This window comes from Sorangium sp. So ce185, assembly GCF_051526825.1.
Classification (GTDB): domain Bacteria; phylum Myxococcota_A; class Polyangia; order Polyangiales; family Polyangiaceae; genus Sorangium; species Sorangium cellulosum_D.
In genome coordinates, this window is sequence record NZ_CP150316.1 from 5,091,899 (window position 1) to 5,106,620 (window position 14,722).

General features: G+C 74.7%; 7 protein-coding genes. 2 read left to right on the forward strand and 5 right to left on the reverse strand.

Going from position 1 to position 14,722, the window contains the following annotated elements; genetic code table 11:
• Positions 1–68: 68 nt before the first annotated feature.
• The 5 genes from WMF26_RS18730 to WMF26_RS18750 form a co-directional block, all read right to left on the reverse strand.
• Positions 69–1,244 carry a hypothetical protein gene (locus tag WMF26_RS18730; RefSeq protein ID WP_438001424.1) on the reverse strand — a complete coding sequence of 392 codons (1,176 nt, stop codon included), beginning with the start codon at positions 1,242–1,244 and terminating at the stop codon, positions 69–71.
• Between the two features lie 56 nt (positions 1,245–1,300).
• Positions 1,301–2,038 carry an OmpH family outer membrane protein gene (locus WMF26_RS18735; protein WP_438001425.1) on the reverse strand — a complete coding sequence of 246 codons (738 nt, stop codon included), beginning with the start codon at positions 2,036–2,038 and terminating at the stop codon, positions 1,301–1,303.
• Between the two features lie 33 nt (positions 2,039–2,071).
• The gene (locus tag WMF26_RS18740) at positions 2,072–6,142 is read right to left on the reverse strand and encodes a serine/threonine-protein kinase (RefSeq protein ID WP_438001426.1); all 4,071 of its coding nucleotides are present in this window, start codon (positions 6,140–6,142) and stop codon (positions 2,072–2,074) included.
• Positions 6,143–6,488: 346 nt separating this feature from the next.
• Positions 6,489–7,562 carry a hypothetical protein gene (locus tag WMF26_RS18745; RefSeq protein ID WP_438001427.1) on the reverse strand — a complete coding sequence of 358 codons (1,074 nt, stop codon included), beginning with the start codon at positions 7,560–7,562 and terminating at the stop codon, positions 6,489–6,491.
• 454 nt (positions 7,563–8,016) lie between these two features.
• Positions 8,017–9,321, reverse strand: coding sequence for a PP2C family protein-serine/threonine phosphatase (locus tag WMF26_RS18750; protein ID WP_438001428.1), 1,305 nt, complete (start codon positions 9,319–9,321; stop codon positions 8,017–8,019).
• Positions 9,322–9,990: 669 nt separating this feature from the next.
• Here WMF26_RS18750 and WMF26_RS18755 point away from each other — a divergent pair.
• Together WMF26_RS18755 and WMF26_RS18760 are read left to right on the forward strand one after the other, a co-directional pair.
• On the forward strand, positions 9,991–11,712 hold the full coding sequence (locus tag WMF26_RS18755) for a hypothetical protein (RefSeq protein ID WP_438001429.1): 1,722 nt from the start codon (positions 9,991–9,993) through the stop codon (positions 11,710–11,712).
• Entirely contained in the window at positions 11,709–14,594 is a 2,886-nt protein-coding gene (locus tag WMF26_RS18760) for a hypothetical protein (protein ID WP_438001430.1), read from the forward strand. Before WMF26_RS18755 ends, WMF26_RS18760 begins: the two co-directional genes overlap by 4 nt.
• The last annotated feature ends 128 nt before the right edge of the window (positions 14,595–14,722 follow it).

Here is a 14,722-nt window from a genome sequence, read left to right on the forward strand (position 1 = left end):
AGGCCGCCGGGGCCGCTCCGGCCGGGTCGCCTCGGCGCCCGCGGGCCGGTCGGCGCCCCCCGGGCCCCTCAGCCCTGGCTCTGGCAGCAGAACGTCCTCGGGGCGGCGCCCCGCGCCGCCCCCGTCGCAGCGCCGCCGCTCGGCGCGCACGCGCCCCCGGTGGGCGTCGCCGACGTCACCTTGCGCCCGACGATCGTGGGGTTTCCCTCGACGTTCTCGCACCCGCCAGCGAGGACCTCGACCACCGGCGTCTCGCACGTGTCCTCCGCGTTGTCGGCGTAGAGGGCGATCGTCGTCCGGCACGTGCCGTTCGACGGATCGCCGCACGAGCAGTCGTCCTTGCAGGCGCGGTCGTCCTCGATCTCGGTGAAGAACACGTGCTTCTCGGTGTACGCGCCCGGCGGGCAGGCGTTGTCGCCGTCCTTCGCGATGCAGAGCCCGCCCTCGAACGGCGCGCCCGGCCTGGGTACGCAGACCCGGCCGACGTTGCAGCCCTGGCCAGCCGGCGGCGCGGGGCACGCGCGCCCGAGCCCCGTCCATCGCGGAGGCGGCGCATCGATCTGCACGGGGTTCGGCGTGCAGCTCCCCCCGGTCGCGCCGAGCGGCTCCGCGGAGACCGACACGACGCACGGGTGCGCCTCGGCGCTCGCATCGCACAGGTCTTCCGCCGGCTCGCAGGCCGCCCCGCCGCCGAAGACGCCGTCGGGCCCGGCGCACTGATCCGGCATCCAGCCGGGGATGGGCTCCAGGTTCCAGGCGCAAACCCAGGGCGAATCGCACGGCGCGTCGCTCACGCTGATCGCGATGTTCTCCAGCGCGGCGCACCGCTGTCCCTGCACGGGGCCGCACGAGCACGTGCAGCTCGCCGGCGGCGCGAACAGGCCGCGGTTGCCGATGAACGGCTCCCCCGCGGCGAACGCGTCGGGACAGCCTGGGTCCCTCGAGGGCTCCCCGTCGAACAGCGCGAAGTAGCCGCTCCAGCCCTCCGGTACGGCCGTCGTGCACACGAAGTCGCCGCACGCAGGGTCCGCGCAGTCGACAAGCCCGTCGCCGTCGTCGTCGGCGCCGTTCGAGCAGTCCTCCGCGCCGGCGTCGCCGCCCGTGCCGGCGCTCCCCGAAGGCTCCGGCTCGTCGAAGGTGTAGTCGGGGTACAGGCACGCCGTGGGTGCGGCGAGGGCGCCCGCGGCGCCGAGCCCGATCCAGGCCGCGAGGCGCGCTCCCCGGGCGACGAGAGAAGAGCTCACCGGATCACCTCCCCGACGGAGCGGCGCGCGCCGCTCCAAGGGCCGACGCGGCTCGGTTACTTCTTGGCCGGCGCGGCCGGCTTCGCCGGGGCCGCGGGCGCCGCGCCCTTGGCCGGCGGCGCGCCCTTCGCGGGCGCCGCGTCGCCGACCTGCCCGCTGTTGTACATCTGGATGGCGCGGTCGGTGAGCTCGAGATCGGCGCGGTAATAGGGCGCGGCCGACTTGTCGAGGATGAGGTCGTACCCCTCCTGCGCGGCGAGGCGGCGGAGCAGGCCGAGGACCTTCTGCAGGATCGGCGTGGTCAGCTCGCTCTCCTTGCGCTGCATCTCGCGCTGGTAGTCGACCATCGTCGCCTGGAGCTCGGCGGCCTGGCGCTGCCACGTCTCGAACCGGCGCTGGAGCGCGTCCTTCGGCGTCTTGCCCGCCTGGGCCTCCTTGTCGAGCTTGTCGCGCTCGTCGGCGAGCGCGCGCTGCTTCGTGTCGAGCTCGACCTGGCGGCTGTCGAACAGCTTCTTGAGCGTCGCCTGGACGCGGAGCCCCTCCTCCGTCTCCAGCATGGCGCGGCGCACGTCGACGACGGCGATCTTCGACTGCGCCGACGCGGGCGCGGACGACAGGAGCGCCGCCCCGCCCAGCGCCGCGGCGGCGAGCAGCGGCAGGAGGCGCGCCGCGGGGCGCCGGCCCGCGGCTCGGCGGGCAGCGGGCGCAGCACACCGGCTCGCGTCGGCCGAACGCACGGAGCTGGAGAGCGTGGAGCAGCGCGCGGAGGGCCGCTCAGGAGCGTTGTCTTGCATCGGGCATGGCCTTAGCTACCTGGCCACCCAACGTCAAGAACGTGGCGCGCCCTTCTCGCGCGCCGGAGCCGCCGCGCCGTCGCCGTGCGCCTCCTTGCCCTGCGCCGGCCCCGCGCCGCGCTGCCCCGCGGGGTCGCCGCCCGGCGCGTCGGCGCGATCCTTCCGCGAGACGGCGCTGGCGGTCTTCGTCGCGCCCTTGCCTCGCGACGGCGCTGCAGCGGCGCGATGGACGGACGCGTCCGCCGCGTGCGCCGCCGAGGCCGCGGGCAGCGAGCGGCCGAGGCGCTCGCGGGCGAGGGCGATGAGCCGCCCGACGTCGTCGCTCCCGCGCAGGAACGCCTCGCGGTGGCGGGGATCGCGGAGGGCGTCGACGCGCGCGCGGAGGGCGCTGAACGCGGCGTCGAGCGCCGCGTGCGCCTCGCGCTCCTCCCCGACCGCGAGGAGGGCCTCCACGAGCGTGAGGCGGATCGCGTCGTTCCACTCCTCGATCGGCCCGCCCTCCAGGTGGCGCGCGGCCTCCCGCGCGGCGTCGACCGCGGCCCGGAGCTCGCGCCGCGCCAGCTGGACGCGGGCGAGCGCGAAGCTCGCCATCGCCTGCAGCGCGGTCGCGTGGCGCGCGGTCTCCTCGCAGAGCCAGCGCGCGATCGAGTGGGCGGTGCCGTAGTCGCCGGGCGCGCCGCGCCAGACGAGGAAGATCGCCTCGTACAGCCGGCCGGCGATCCTGAGGCGCGCGACGTGGCACTCGTCGGCGATGCGGCCCGCCTGGCGCTCGTGCGCGATGCCCTCCTCGAGGTTGCCGAGCCGCGCGTACGACATTCCGAGGTTGTGGAGCGCGAAGCCCTCGAGCGCCCGGAGCTTCCGGCTCCGCGCGCCGTGCAGCGCGCGCTCGAGCAGCGCCTGCGCCTCCTCGAACAGGCCGAGCTGGTTCAGCGCCGACCCGGTGTTCAGGCGCGCCTTGGCCGCGATGACGGCGTCGCCCTCGGCGTCGGCGTCCGCGACGAGCGACGCGCCCGCGGAGGCCGCGGCGGACAGGTCGCCGACGTGCATCAGCGCGGCGAGGTGCGCCTCCCGGGTGTGGAGGAGCGCGGCCGTCGAGCCGCTCGCGCGCGCGACCTCGACCGCCGCCTCCGCGGCGCCGAGCGCCTCGGCGGGCCGGCTCAGGTCCACGAGGGCGCGCACGCGCGACGCGAGCAGCGTCGCGCGGATCTGCGGCGAGAGCGCCGCCGCGAACTGCGGCGAGAGCGCGGAGGCGGCGCGCGCGTCCGCCTCGGCGCTCTGGCCGGCCGCGATCATGCACCGCACCGCGAGCAGCTGCGCCTCGCCCCACAGGTCCGAGCCGGGCAGCGCGAGGCGCGCGGCCTCCTCCGCCGCGTCGAGCCCCTCGGGGGCGCGGCCCAGGAGCTCGCACACCTCGCCCCGGTGGACGAGGAGCGTCGCGCGCGTCGTCCCCTCGGCCCCGCAGGCGAGCCCGCGCGTCGCGAGATCGAGCGCCGCGTCGAGCTCCTCGCCGCTCGCCACCGCGGCCCGCGCCGCCCGGGCGTAGAGCAGCGCGGCCCGCGTCTTCTCGCCGCCGGCCTCGGCGTGGCGCGCGACGAGCCCCGGGTCGACGTCGCCCGCGGACTCGAGCCACGCGGCCGCGGCGCGGTGGAGCGCGGCGCGGTCCTCCTCGAGGATCGAGGCGTACGCCGCGTCGCGCACGAGCGACTGTCGAAACGTCCACTGCGCGTGCCCGGCGACGCGCGGCTCGAGCTGGCGCGCGATGATCTCGCCCGCCTCGAGCTCGGCGAGCTCCGCGCCCACGGCGCGCTCGAGCAGCGCCTCGACGCCCGCGGTCCAGAAGACCGGGCCGAAGACGGACGCGGCGCGCAGCACCTCGCGCACCCCGCTCGACATGCGATCGACGCGGTGCTGCACCAGCGCCTGCACGCTGAGCGGCACGTCGTCGCGCCCCTCGGCCGCGTGCCGGATGAGCTCCTCCAGGAAGAGCGCGTAGCCGCCGGCGCGCTGCACGATGGCGCCGCGCGTGGCCGGGTCGGCCTGGGGGAGGGCGGTCGCCACGAGGCGATCGGCGGCCTGCGGCGACAGCGGGGAGAGCGCGACGCGGGTCACGTTGCGCTCCTGCCACAGCGAGGGGAACCGGCTCGCGAGCTCGGGGCGCGCGAAGCCGAAGACCCCGAAGCGGAGGTCGGTGCAGCCGAGCAGCCAGTCGACGAGCTCGACGGTGGTGCTGTCGGCCCAGTGCATGTCCTCGATGACCAGGATCTGCGGCGTGCTCTCGGACTTCGAGCGGAAGAACGCCTCGATCGCCATCCGCGTGCGCGACTCCATGAGCTGCGGGCTCTCGCGGGCGGCGCGCAGCGGCTCGTTGCCGTCGTTGGGGAAGGGCACGCCGGCGAGCTCCCCGATGAAGCCCGCGAGGAACCGCAGCGGGCGGGCCAGCCGCACCGCCACGTGGGCGTTCACCTTCTGCACCTGCTCGTCGAGGCGCTCGCCGTCGTGGATGCCCATGAGCGCGCGCAGGGCGCGGCCGAGGCCGGAGAGCCCCGACCCCTGGCTCATCGGATCGCCGCGGCAGAGCAGGATGACCGGCGCGTGCGGCGCCATGTCGAGGCGCTGGATCAGCTCGGCGCGGACGCGGCTCTTGCCGATGCCGGCCGGGCCGGTCACGAGCGCGGCGCGCGGGACCGCGTCCTCGGCGATGTCGCTGTAGATGCCCTGGAGCCGCGCGATCTCGTGCTCGCGCCCGATGGTCGGCGTGGGGGGCCCGAGGAGCTTGCGCGCGTCGAAGCCGGCCGCGTCCTCGTGGAGGAGCACGCCGCCGCGCGCGTCCTCCTGCACCACGAACCGCCCCTCGAGCGCCGCGGTCGCGTACCCGTCGATGCGGACTTCGCCGGGCACCGCGGACTCCAGCTGCTGCGCCGCGCGCTCGAGCGCCTCGCCGGCGAGGTTCGCGCGGCCGCGGACCGCGTGCCCGACCGCGACCGAGACCCGCGCGCCCGGCGTCGACCTGGCGACGGTCAGCGCCGCCCGCGCGGCGCGCATCGCCTCGTCCCCGCGCGAGCGCTCCACCCCGAGCACCGCGACCATCTTCCCGCTGAGGAGCGGTTCGAGCCGCGCGTCGTCGCCGAGGACCTCGCGGAGCGCGACGTCCACCTCGGGGCGGAGCGGGCCGGCGCCGAGCTCGAAGAGCACGCACGCGACCACGCGCCGCTCGCTCGTCGCGAGGCGCACCTGCGGCCGCTCGTCGCTCGGCCCGGCGGGGCTCGCCGGGCCCGACCGGACCTCCGGCGCCGCCGCGCGGCGGATCGCCGACGCGGACCTGTCGGTCGCGGGGGGGTCGTTGTTGAGCTCCCCGACGCGCGCGAGCGCGCGCGCCAGCTCGCCGCCGTTCTCGTACCGCAGCTCGCGATCGCGGGCGATGGCGCGCGTGATCACCTCGTCGAGCGCCTCCGGCACGTCGAAGCGGATCTGCTGCGCGCGCGGCGGGTCCTCGAGCACGAGGCGGCCGAGCAGGGCGATCGCGTGCTCGGTCTCGAACACGTTCCTGCCGGTGACCAGGCGGAACAGCACGGAGCCCAGCGAGTAGACGTCGGCCCGCGCGTCGACGGGCTCGCCGCGCGCCTGCTCGGGCGCCATGAAGTGCGGGGTGCCGATGATCGTGCCGCGCTCGGTGGGGCAGTCGTCCGGGGTCGCGAGCTTGACGACGCCGAAGTCGATCAGCTTGATCGCGGTGCCCTTGCCGCGGACGAGGAAGATGTTGGAGAGCTTGAGGTCGCGGTGGACGACGCCGCGCGCGTGGATGGCCGCCATGGCGGCCGCGCTGCGCCGGACGACCTCCACCGAGTCGCGCAGGCCGAGCGGCGCGCGTCGCTGGCGCTGCCCGAGGTCCTCGCCGTCGAGCCACTCCATCGCGAAGAAGAGGCGCCCGTCGAGCCAGGTGCCGTGCGCGATGTACTGGACGATGTTCGGGTGCCGCAGATCGGCGAGGATCGCGATCTCGCGCGCGAAGCGGGCGCGCTCCTGGGGCGACGCGGCGGCGCGCAGGACCTTGATCGCGACCGGGGCGCCGGTGGTCTGATCGGTGCCCTTGAAAATATCGCCCATGCCGCCGCTTCGGCTGCGGGCTTCGATCATGAAGCGGTCGGTCGGATCGGTGAACTCCGGGAGCACCGTCAGGAAAGGCTACGCGAATTTCGCGGCTTCGTGCCAGAGAGAAGGCGTTCTGCGCCGCGGGGCGCGCGCCGGCGGGCGACCTGGGCCGACGCGCGCTCGGGCGCCGCGCGCCGCGCGGCGCCCGAGCGCGCGCGTCGACGACCGGGCCGGTGGTCGAAAATTCCAGCCACAATCCGTGCCGCCGCGCCGTCCTCACCGTCATGAGCCCTGCCGGAAGCCTCCCGCGCGCCTTTTCGTGCGCCGGAGCCGCCGCGCGCGCTCGCGCCGACCGGCGCGCTCAGAACGCCGCGATCACCCCGGCGCCCACGGACGCGCTCAGATGAGGAGCCCTCAGGACATCGATAGGGGGGGGGGCCTTCTGAAGCCTCACGGCCGTGAGGAGCTCGAGGTGGGTCGAGAGCGAGAGCCGGTCGTTCAGCGCGAGCTCGACCCCGGTGCGGAGCCCGAGCGCCACGAACACAAGGAGCAGCCCGCTCTGGCCGCCGGGCTGCCCGGCGAGCGTCAGCACGCCGAGCTCCACGACGGTGCAGGTGGCGAGCAGGTCGTTCGTGTGGAGGCAGGGGACGAGCGCGGTCGTCACGAGCATGCGGGTGTGCACCGGCTGCCCGTCCGAGCGCCGGTCGGCGCTTGGCTGCCCGTCCGAGCGCCGGTCGGCGCTCGAGGCGCCCAGGCTCCATCCCCCCTCGCTCGGGCCTGCGCTCAGCGGGAGGAACGCATCCTGGACCTCGAGACCGACGGAGAGGCGGTCCGACCAGCGCGCCTCGCAGAACCAGGAGACGCCGCCGACCAGCTGATCGGTCAGCCCGATCTGCGCGAACACGCCGGTGCCGCCCCGGATCGCGCTCCGGCGCCCGGCGGGCTCGGTCGCGGGGAGCGGGCGCGCCGGCGGCGCGCGCGGCCGCGGCGGGGCCGGAGGCGGCGCGAGCTCGGGGGGAGGCGGCGCCGTCGCGGGGACCTGCTCGTCGCGCCAGAACGGCGTCAGCGTGAACGCGATCGAGAGCGCGACGTAGCTCGTGAGCAGCGCGCAGGCGGCGTCGCCGCTCGGAACGTTGAAATCGCGCGGGGCGGACTCCCTGCCATCTTCGTCCCGGTACGTGAGGGTGGCGACCAGCGCCGCGCCGCGAGGCGCGATCGCCACGTCGACCGCCTCGGGCGCGTCGTCGCGGAAGGGATCGTAACCCGTGCGCCGCCGGACCTGCTCGCGCAGCGCGCCCTCTCCCGGGCACGACGCCGCCCGCGGATCCTCGCTGTAATGCATCCGCAGCGTGCGGCGCGCCGGCTCCGCGGCCGGCGCGGGCGCGCTGAGCAGGAGAGTGGCGAAAACAATCTTGCAGAGAGAGAAGCGTGGCATTCCGGTTCGATGGCTCCGCTGATGGGCTGTTGGCGGCGGCCATTGAGAGCTCTCGAGGCATAGCGCGTCAAGAGCTCATGACGCTTCTTTGGCGCGCAATCTCGAGCCCGGCGAGCCCCACGCAGCGTGATAATCGAGGAGGATGATGCGTAATGGGCTCGTTGGCGTGATTTGCGAGCGGCCGAGATCCGAATCTGTGACGATTCTGGCCAGCGTACGTATGTGGCTATCGTGCGGTCCATCGAGCGAACGTGGGCGTATTCATGGCAATCGAAGCACGCTGTCCGTAAGAGCGGCCAAACGGCGCGCGAATGGCGCGCGACGAGCGCGTGCGCGCGCGCTCCGCCGACAGCGCGGGCCGTTCGGCCGGCGCTGTGCGGGGTCGATGTCGATGGGAGGGGGAGAGGACGAGGGAGGGGGAGAGGACGAGAGAGGGGGAGAGGCCGCCGGGCGATCAGCCCGCGCCGGCGCTCGCGCCGGCGCCCGCGCCGGCCCGCGAGGCGAGCCGCGCGAGATCCTTGGGGTCGCTGACGCGGACGAGGATGACGGTGATGTTGTCGCGGCCGCCGCCCGCGTTCGCCTTCTCGATGAGCGCCTGCGATGCCTTCTCGGGATCGGGCTCGGCGAGGAGGATGTCGCGGATGGCCTCGTGCGTCGTCATCTTCGACAGGCCGTCGGAGCAGAGGAGGTAGACGTCGCCGGGGTGCGGGCGAGCGATGATCAGGTCGACCTTGACCGCGGGGGAAATCCCGATCGCGCGGCTCAGGTGGTTGGCCATCGGCCCGGTGATCCCCGCGGCGCCCATCGTGTGATCGGTGGTGAGCTGCGTCAGCTCGTTGTCGCGGAGGCGATAACAGCGGCTGTCGCCCACGTGGCCGATGTAGAGGCGCTGCTTGTTGGGCGAGAACCGGGCGCTGACGAGGGTCGTGCCCATGCCGGTGAGGCTCCGCTCGGCGTGGGCGCGCTCGTAGATGGCCTGGTTCGCCCGCTGGATCGCCACGGCGAGCTCGCTGCCGCGGCGGGGGACGTCGGGGTAGGGGCTCTCGGCGTCGTTGTCCAAGAACGACGGGTCCTTGAACGCCCGCGCGATCGTGTCGACCGCGAGGCGGCTGGCGACGTCGCCGCCCGCGTGGCCGCCCATGCCGTCCGCCACGGCGAACAGGTAGTGCTCGTCAAGGCAGAGGTAGCAGTCCTCATTCTTCTTGCGCTTCTGGCCGGGATCCGTCTGCCCGACGGCGCTGATGAGCAGGAGCGGCGACGAGCTCGTCGGCTCGTCCACGGCCGCCTCGTCGTCGTAGATGATCGGGACGGCGGAGGGCTCCTCGCGCTCGTGCTCATCGTCGTCATCGTCGTCGTCGTCGTCGCCGCCGTACGACGGCGCGCTCGGGCGCTTGATCGTGCTCTGCAGCACCTCCGGCGGCGCCAGCGTGATCAGCGTCAGGTCGTCGTCGTCGTCGTCGAAGGCGTCATCGTCGTCGTCGCGGCGCGCCGGCCCGTTCGCACGTTTCCAGTCGGCGCCCGAGACGCGCTCCGCGCGGCCGTGTCCACCCGTGGTCTTCGCGTGAGAGCTCTCGCCCGCGGGCACGCCTTCCTGCGGGCCTGCTGCGCCGGTTGAGCCTTCGAGATCTGCCTCCCCCTCATCGAGGGCCTCGGCGCCTGGGCCACCGTGCGACGGCGTCGTCGCCGCGCGCGGCCGTGCCCGGTCGCCGTTGTTCGAACGAAAATACCAATAGATCAGCCCGAGAAGGGCGATTCCCATGACAAGGGCGGCTGCGAGATCGGCCATGTCCCGGCGACCAACGTAGCAAAGGCGCGCCGCGTCTCCGAGATCAACATGCAGGGGGACGGACGACGGCGATCGATCTTGCCCCGGCCTCGGCAGCGGAGCCCGCGCCGGAAGGGCGCACCTTGGGTACCAATCGGCGCAGGAGAGCGACGTTGCGTCCTGTCGCCGGGCGCGCGCTGGCGGGCGGGCGCCACAGCACACCTCGCGGGCGGCGGCGCCGCCACGCTGTGTGCGCTCGCCGGCGCCGGCCGCGGGGCGTGCTGCGCCGCGGCACGCCCCGCGGCCACCGGAGGAGCGAGCGCCTCGGTCCTTGTTCGCCGAGACGCCCGCGGAGGCCGCGGCGAGGCCGCGCGGCGCACGGCCCGCCTCGCCCGCGCCCTGGAAGACGAGAGGGGCGCCGCGGCGCTCCTACGGAGAGGGCCCAGCGCTCGAGGGCGCGCCGTGATCGCGCGGGGAGGGCCCAGCGCGCGTACGGAACGGGACCGCGCTCGGGACGTCGCGCTGCCGCTCGGCGCCGCGCGCTCTCGGGGGCCGGCTTCGCGCGCCGACGCTCGCGCCGGCGTGCGCCGCGCGCGTCCGCCGCAAACGAACTCGTGGAGCGGGTTGCCAGTGCTCGTGCCGCTGACTAGTCTCCGCGCCCGCATGAAGCTCGGCCGCGCACTTCTCCAGACACCTCGCATCGTCGGCGTGGGCCTCGCGGCCTCGATCTTGGGCGGGCTCGGGGGTGCCGGCTGCTTCGTCGACAGCGAGGGGCTCCCGCCGCCGGGCAAAGGGCTCTATTTCCCGACCGGCCTGGCGGCGTCCCCGGGCGGCCGGGTCCTCTACGTCGCGAACTCGGACTTCGATCTCCAGTACAACGGCGGCACGGTCCAGGCGCTGGATCTCCAGCGGCTGCGCAAGCGGGCGCTCGCGCTCCAGGCGTCGCTCGCGCCGGCCGAAGCGGGCGACGGCGTCACCGTGAGCGCGGCGTGCGGGGCCGTGGGCCTCGGCGCCAACCCTGCGCCGCTGCTCTACCCGGGGCCGTGCGCGCCGCTCGATCTCTCCTCCCTCCAGGGCGACGAGGAGGTCGTGCGGAGCTCGGCCGTCATCGGCGCGTTCGCGTCGAACATCCTCCTCGTGCACCGGCCGCTCCTCGGCGGCGACGCGGACGCGCCCAAGGCGCGGCTGTTCGTGCCCGTCCGCGGCGACCCGTCGGTGACCTTCTTCGACGTCGCCGACGACCGGCTCGACGCCCCCGACGCGCAGCGCTGCAGCGGGGACGCCTGCTTTCAGCTGGACTGCGGCGCGGCCGAGGCGGGGGGGCGCTGCGGCCGAGACCACCGCATCGGCGAGGATCCGGGCCAGGAGCTCCTCCGGCGCAAGCTGCCGCTCGAGCCGTTCGGCATCGCCGCCGGCCCGGACGGGACGAGCGTCGTCGTCTCGCACCAGACGGAGGACACCGCGAGCGTCATCGTGAACCCGTGGGAGCGCGGGAAGAGGCCGCAGCTGGCCGCGGTCCTCACGGATCTCGCCCTCGGCCCCACGGAGCTCGCGGCCGTGCCGCGCCCGCGCCTCATCACCCAGCTGAAGGCGGCCGACCAGGAGATCGACTACCAGCCCGCGTTCGCGCTCACGTACATCGCGTCGCCGCAGCTCGACCTCATCCGCTACCGGGAAGCGTCCGAGGGCGCGGCGGCGCTCCTCTCCCAGTCGGACGCCACCCAGATCACCGCGCTCGCGAACGGCACCGACTCCCGCGGCATCGCGATCGACGCGCACGAGCGGCAGGCGTGCGAGGCGGGCTGCGGGGACGCCGACTACGCGTGCCTCGCGCGGTGCACGGAGATCCCGCTCGAGTTGTACGTGGCGCACCGCTTCCCGAACTCGCTGATCATCGGGAAGGTGATCACGACCCTGGTCGAGAACGCATCGGCCGATCCCGAGAGGCCCGAGGAGCGGTGGGCATCGGCGCACGAGACGGTCGAGATCGGCGACGCCGCGCCGCTCGCCGCCTACCCGTCGCGGGTCGAGGTGGGCGAGGTGATCGGGGCGGACAACCAGCGCCACCGGCGGGTCTTCGCGGCCGCGTTCGACGCGGGGCGCGTCTTCTCCTACGACCCGGAAGCGCGCGAGATCGACGCCGTCATCACCACCGGGCGCGGGCCGCAGGCGCTCGCGTTCGACACGGGCTACGCCTGCGGCGACGAGAAGGAGCGCTGCGACTGCGCGCCGGGCAGCGACGGCTGCGAACCCTATTCCCTCATGTACATCGCGCATTTTACCGACTCGTACCTCGGCGTCGTCGACCTCGACCTGCGCAAGACCATGCCCCCATCGATGATCCTCACGGTGGGCACGCCGGTCCCGCCCCGGGAGTCCCAATGAAGCTGCGCGCCGCGGTCATCGCCCCTGCCTCCGTCCTGGCGCTCGCCGGGTGCGCCGAGGACCCCGAGCCCGTCGCCGTCGAGGCGCTGTCCCAGTCCGGCCAGAGCGCCTTCGTCTGCCTCGCCGTCGACCGGCCGGATCCGAACGCGCCGGGCGTGGTGCGATCGCTGCCGATCACCGACTGCGGCGACCGCACGGCCAAGTCGCCCAGCGACTTCGGCGTCGACGCGGCCAGCGGGGGCAAGGCCACGCTGCCGCACCTCTACGCCCTCGTGACGCAGACGTTGCGCGGCGAGATCGCGGTCATCGACCTGACCACCGAGAGCGCGCCGATCCTCGATCAGGACACGGGCACGCCCGGCGCGAGCTTCCTCCCGGTCGGCGCCCAGCCGGTCGACATCATCGCGACGCCGGGCGGCACCGCGTCGTTCGTCGCCGTCGCCGAGCCGGGGCGCTCGGGCATCTTCGCGCTCCCGTCGGCGAAGGTGGTGCCGCGCACCGGCTGTCCGGTCCCGTCGCTCACCTCGTGGCCGGCGTGCTCGCTCCCTTCGCCGCCAGGCGAGGTGTTGCTCGCCTCCGATCCGCCGGCTCCCGACGGCAAGCTGCGGGCCTCGTGCTCGGGCGCCTACGACGTCGAGCCGGCGAGCCCCGAGGAGGCCGAGGCGGCCGCCGACGCCTGCGGCGGCGGGGGCGGCGACCTGAGCCAGGAGGGGCTCGGCCGGCAGAAGCTCCTCGTGAGCATGCCCGAGCTCGGCGGCTTCGCCGTGATCGACGCGCAGACGCTCCTCCAGGACGAGCGGTACCAGGAGGGCGGGTTCGCGCCGTGCGAGGTGGAGCGGTGGGTCCCCCTCGACGTCTCGCTGCCCCTCTCGCCGCCCGCCCCGGCGCCCGACGAGGCGCCGGACGGCCCCGCCGCGTGCGTCCAGCCGGAGACCCCGGCGACCCCCGCGCAGGCGGTCGCATCGCCCCGGCCCGCGGGGCTCGCGCTCGCGGGCGACCGGCTGTTCATCGGCGATCTCGACGCGCCGGTGATCCACGTCGTCCACCTCCCGACGCCCTGCGCGCCGGCCGAGCTGCCCCCGCTCCTGCCCGCGTCGACGCTCGACCCCGCGCGCGTCGTCACGACGAGCCGCATCGCGGTGAGCCAGGCGCTGCCGCCCGACTTCCGCCGCTATCTCTACGCGGTCGACGCGGGCGACGGCAGCGTCATGGTCTTCGACGTGAGCGACGGCGCGTCCAGCCGGTCGCCGCTCGCGCGCCCCCATCCGGAGTGGAACCCGTTCCAGCCCCCCGACCGCATCCGGCTGACCGCGCCGGTCCGCGATCTCGCGATCATCCATCGCGACGCCCCCGCCATCCTCCCCGCGACGGGCGTGGCGCCGGAGGGCCTCCGGTGCGATCCCGATCCGGGCCTCAAGCAGTGCGACATCAACGTCGCCTCGTGCGACCTCGAGACGCTGTACCGCACGTCGCCGGGCCGCGACGCCGGCGCCGGCCCGCTCAAGCTCCGCGGCTCGTTCGCGTACCTCGCGCTCACGAACGGCCAGGTCGCGGTCGTCGACGTCGACGACCTCGACGCGGCCTGCCGCGGGCCCGAGCAGCAGAGCGCCCGCGCGGGCTGCGCCGGGGCGCCTGCCGGCGGCGATCCGCTCAAGACGAGCGGCGAGGTCTCCTGCAACGTCGTCCTCCCGCACGCGCTCCGCTCGGAGGAATACGTCGCGACGAACGACGCCGCCGGCGTCCTCGAGCCCGGCGTGCAAAGCCTGCCGATCCTCTACGATCGCATCGGCACGGTCGTGCAGCTCTCCGCGGAGAGCCCGAAGATGCGCGCCACGCTCCCGCCCGAGCCGGAGGCGCCGGCGCTCGCGCTCGCGGTGGGCGCCCAGCGCGAGGCGATCGCGTCGGCCGACGCCGGCGAGAGCGCGCTCGACGAGCAGGGGCTCGTGGTGAGGTCCGGCGAGCCGCAGCACGCCCTGGCGATGAACCTCGAGGACCCCCGCGTGCACCTCGTCAACGAGGCGTGGACCGTCACCTTCGAGGGGACGCTCCCCGGCTTCACGCGGACCTTCGTCCACTTCGACGAGGGCGCCGTGAGGAGCGGCGACGCCCGCTTCTGCCGCCGCGGCGTGCAGAGCCGGGCCAGCGTCAGGGAGCAGTTGCTCGCCGCCGGCGCCCCCGAGGGCGAGGCCGACGCGCAGGCGGCCGAGCTCGCCGACTTCGTGCAGATCACGTCCGAGCTCCCCGGCGAGGACGCCGGCTACTGGGACGAGGTCGATCCGGCCGTGTGCTCGTTCGAGAGCTGCAACGCGAAGTACGGCAGCGTCATCACGTCGCGCCCGGGGCTCCGCGTCGCCGAGGCCTACGAGGACCGCCTCGCGCTCGAGTCGCGCGATCCCGCCGTCGACGAGGTCGCGTTCGCGGCGTGCTGCTTCCCCGGCGAGGTGCAGCTCGACGTCCGCCCGGCGCGCCAGTGGGTGGTCCGGAGCAACGCGACCGGCTTCCTGCACCACGTGATCGCCGATCCCGAGACGGGCAGGTGCCGCAACTCGTGCGACGCGCGCCTCGCGCGGCTCAACGGGCGCGTCGCGCACACGCTCGTCGACGGGCGGGTGACCGACGGCGCGCCGGGCGCGTTCCTCAACCCGATGTTCCGCTTCGCCATCACGGGCGGCGTGCCCGAGCAGGACATGCAGTTCCGCTTCACCACCCAGGGCGCGTTCAACCCCCTCTTCATCGACCTCGTCAGGAACAAGGTGGAGCTCCAGCCCCAGGCCATCCGGCCCGTCCCGGCGACCGGGGAGATCGCCGTCACCGACGGCTCGTTCGAGGGCCTGATCCTGCTCGGCGGAAACGGCGTCGAGGTCGTGCGCCAGTTCCACTGAGCCGGTCGCCGAGCTCGCGCGCCATTCCGGTTTCTGCGCCGAGTTTTCCACGAAAACCGCGGGAACAACGCGCTGCAAACGCGCGAGTCCCGCGTAGACCTCACCGGGCGTCGCGGTTAAAACCCCGG

Coding starts and splice junctions, on each gene's coding strand:
- WMF26_RS18740 (WP_438001426.1), bottom strand. CDS start 6,142: ATGGGCGATATTTTCAAGGGCACCGATCAGACCACCGGCGCCCCGGTC.
- WMF26_RS18760 (WP_438001430.1), top strand. CDS start 11,709: ATGAAGCTGCGCGCCGCGGTCATCGCCCCTGCCTCCGTCCTGGCGCTC.
- WMF26_RS18750 (WP_438001428.1), bottom strand. CDS start 9,321: ATGGGAATCGCCCTTCTCGGGCTGATCTATTGGTATTTTCGTTCGAAC.
- WMF26_RS18735 (WP_438001425.1), bottom strand. CDS start 2,038: ATGCAAGACAACGCTCCTGAGCGGCCCTCCGCGCGCTGCTCCACGCTC.
- WMF26_RS18755 (WP_438001429.1), top strand. CDS start 9,991: ATGAAGCTCGGCCGCGCACTTCTCCAGACACCTCGCATCGTCGGCGTG.
- WMF26_RS18745 (WP_438001427.1), bottom strand. CDS start 7,562: ATGCCACGCTTCTCTCTCTGCAAGATTGTTTTCGCCACTCTCCTGCTC.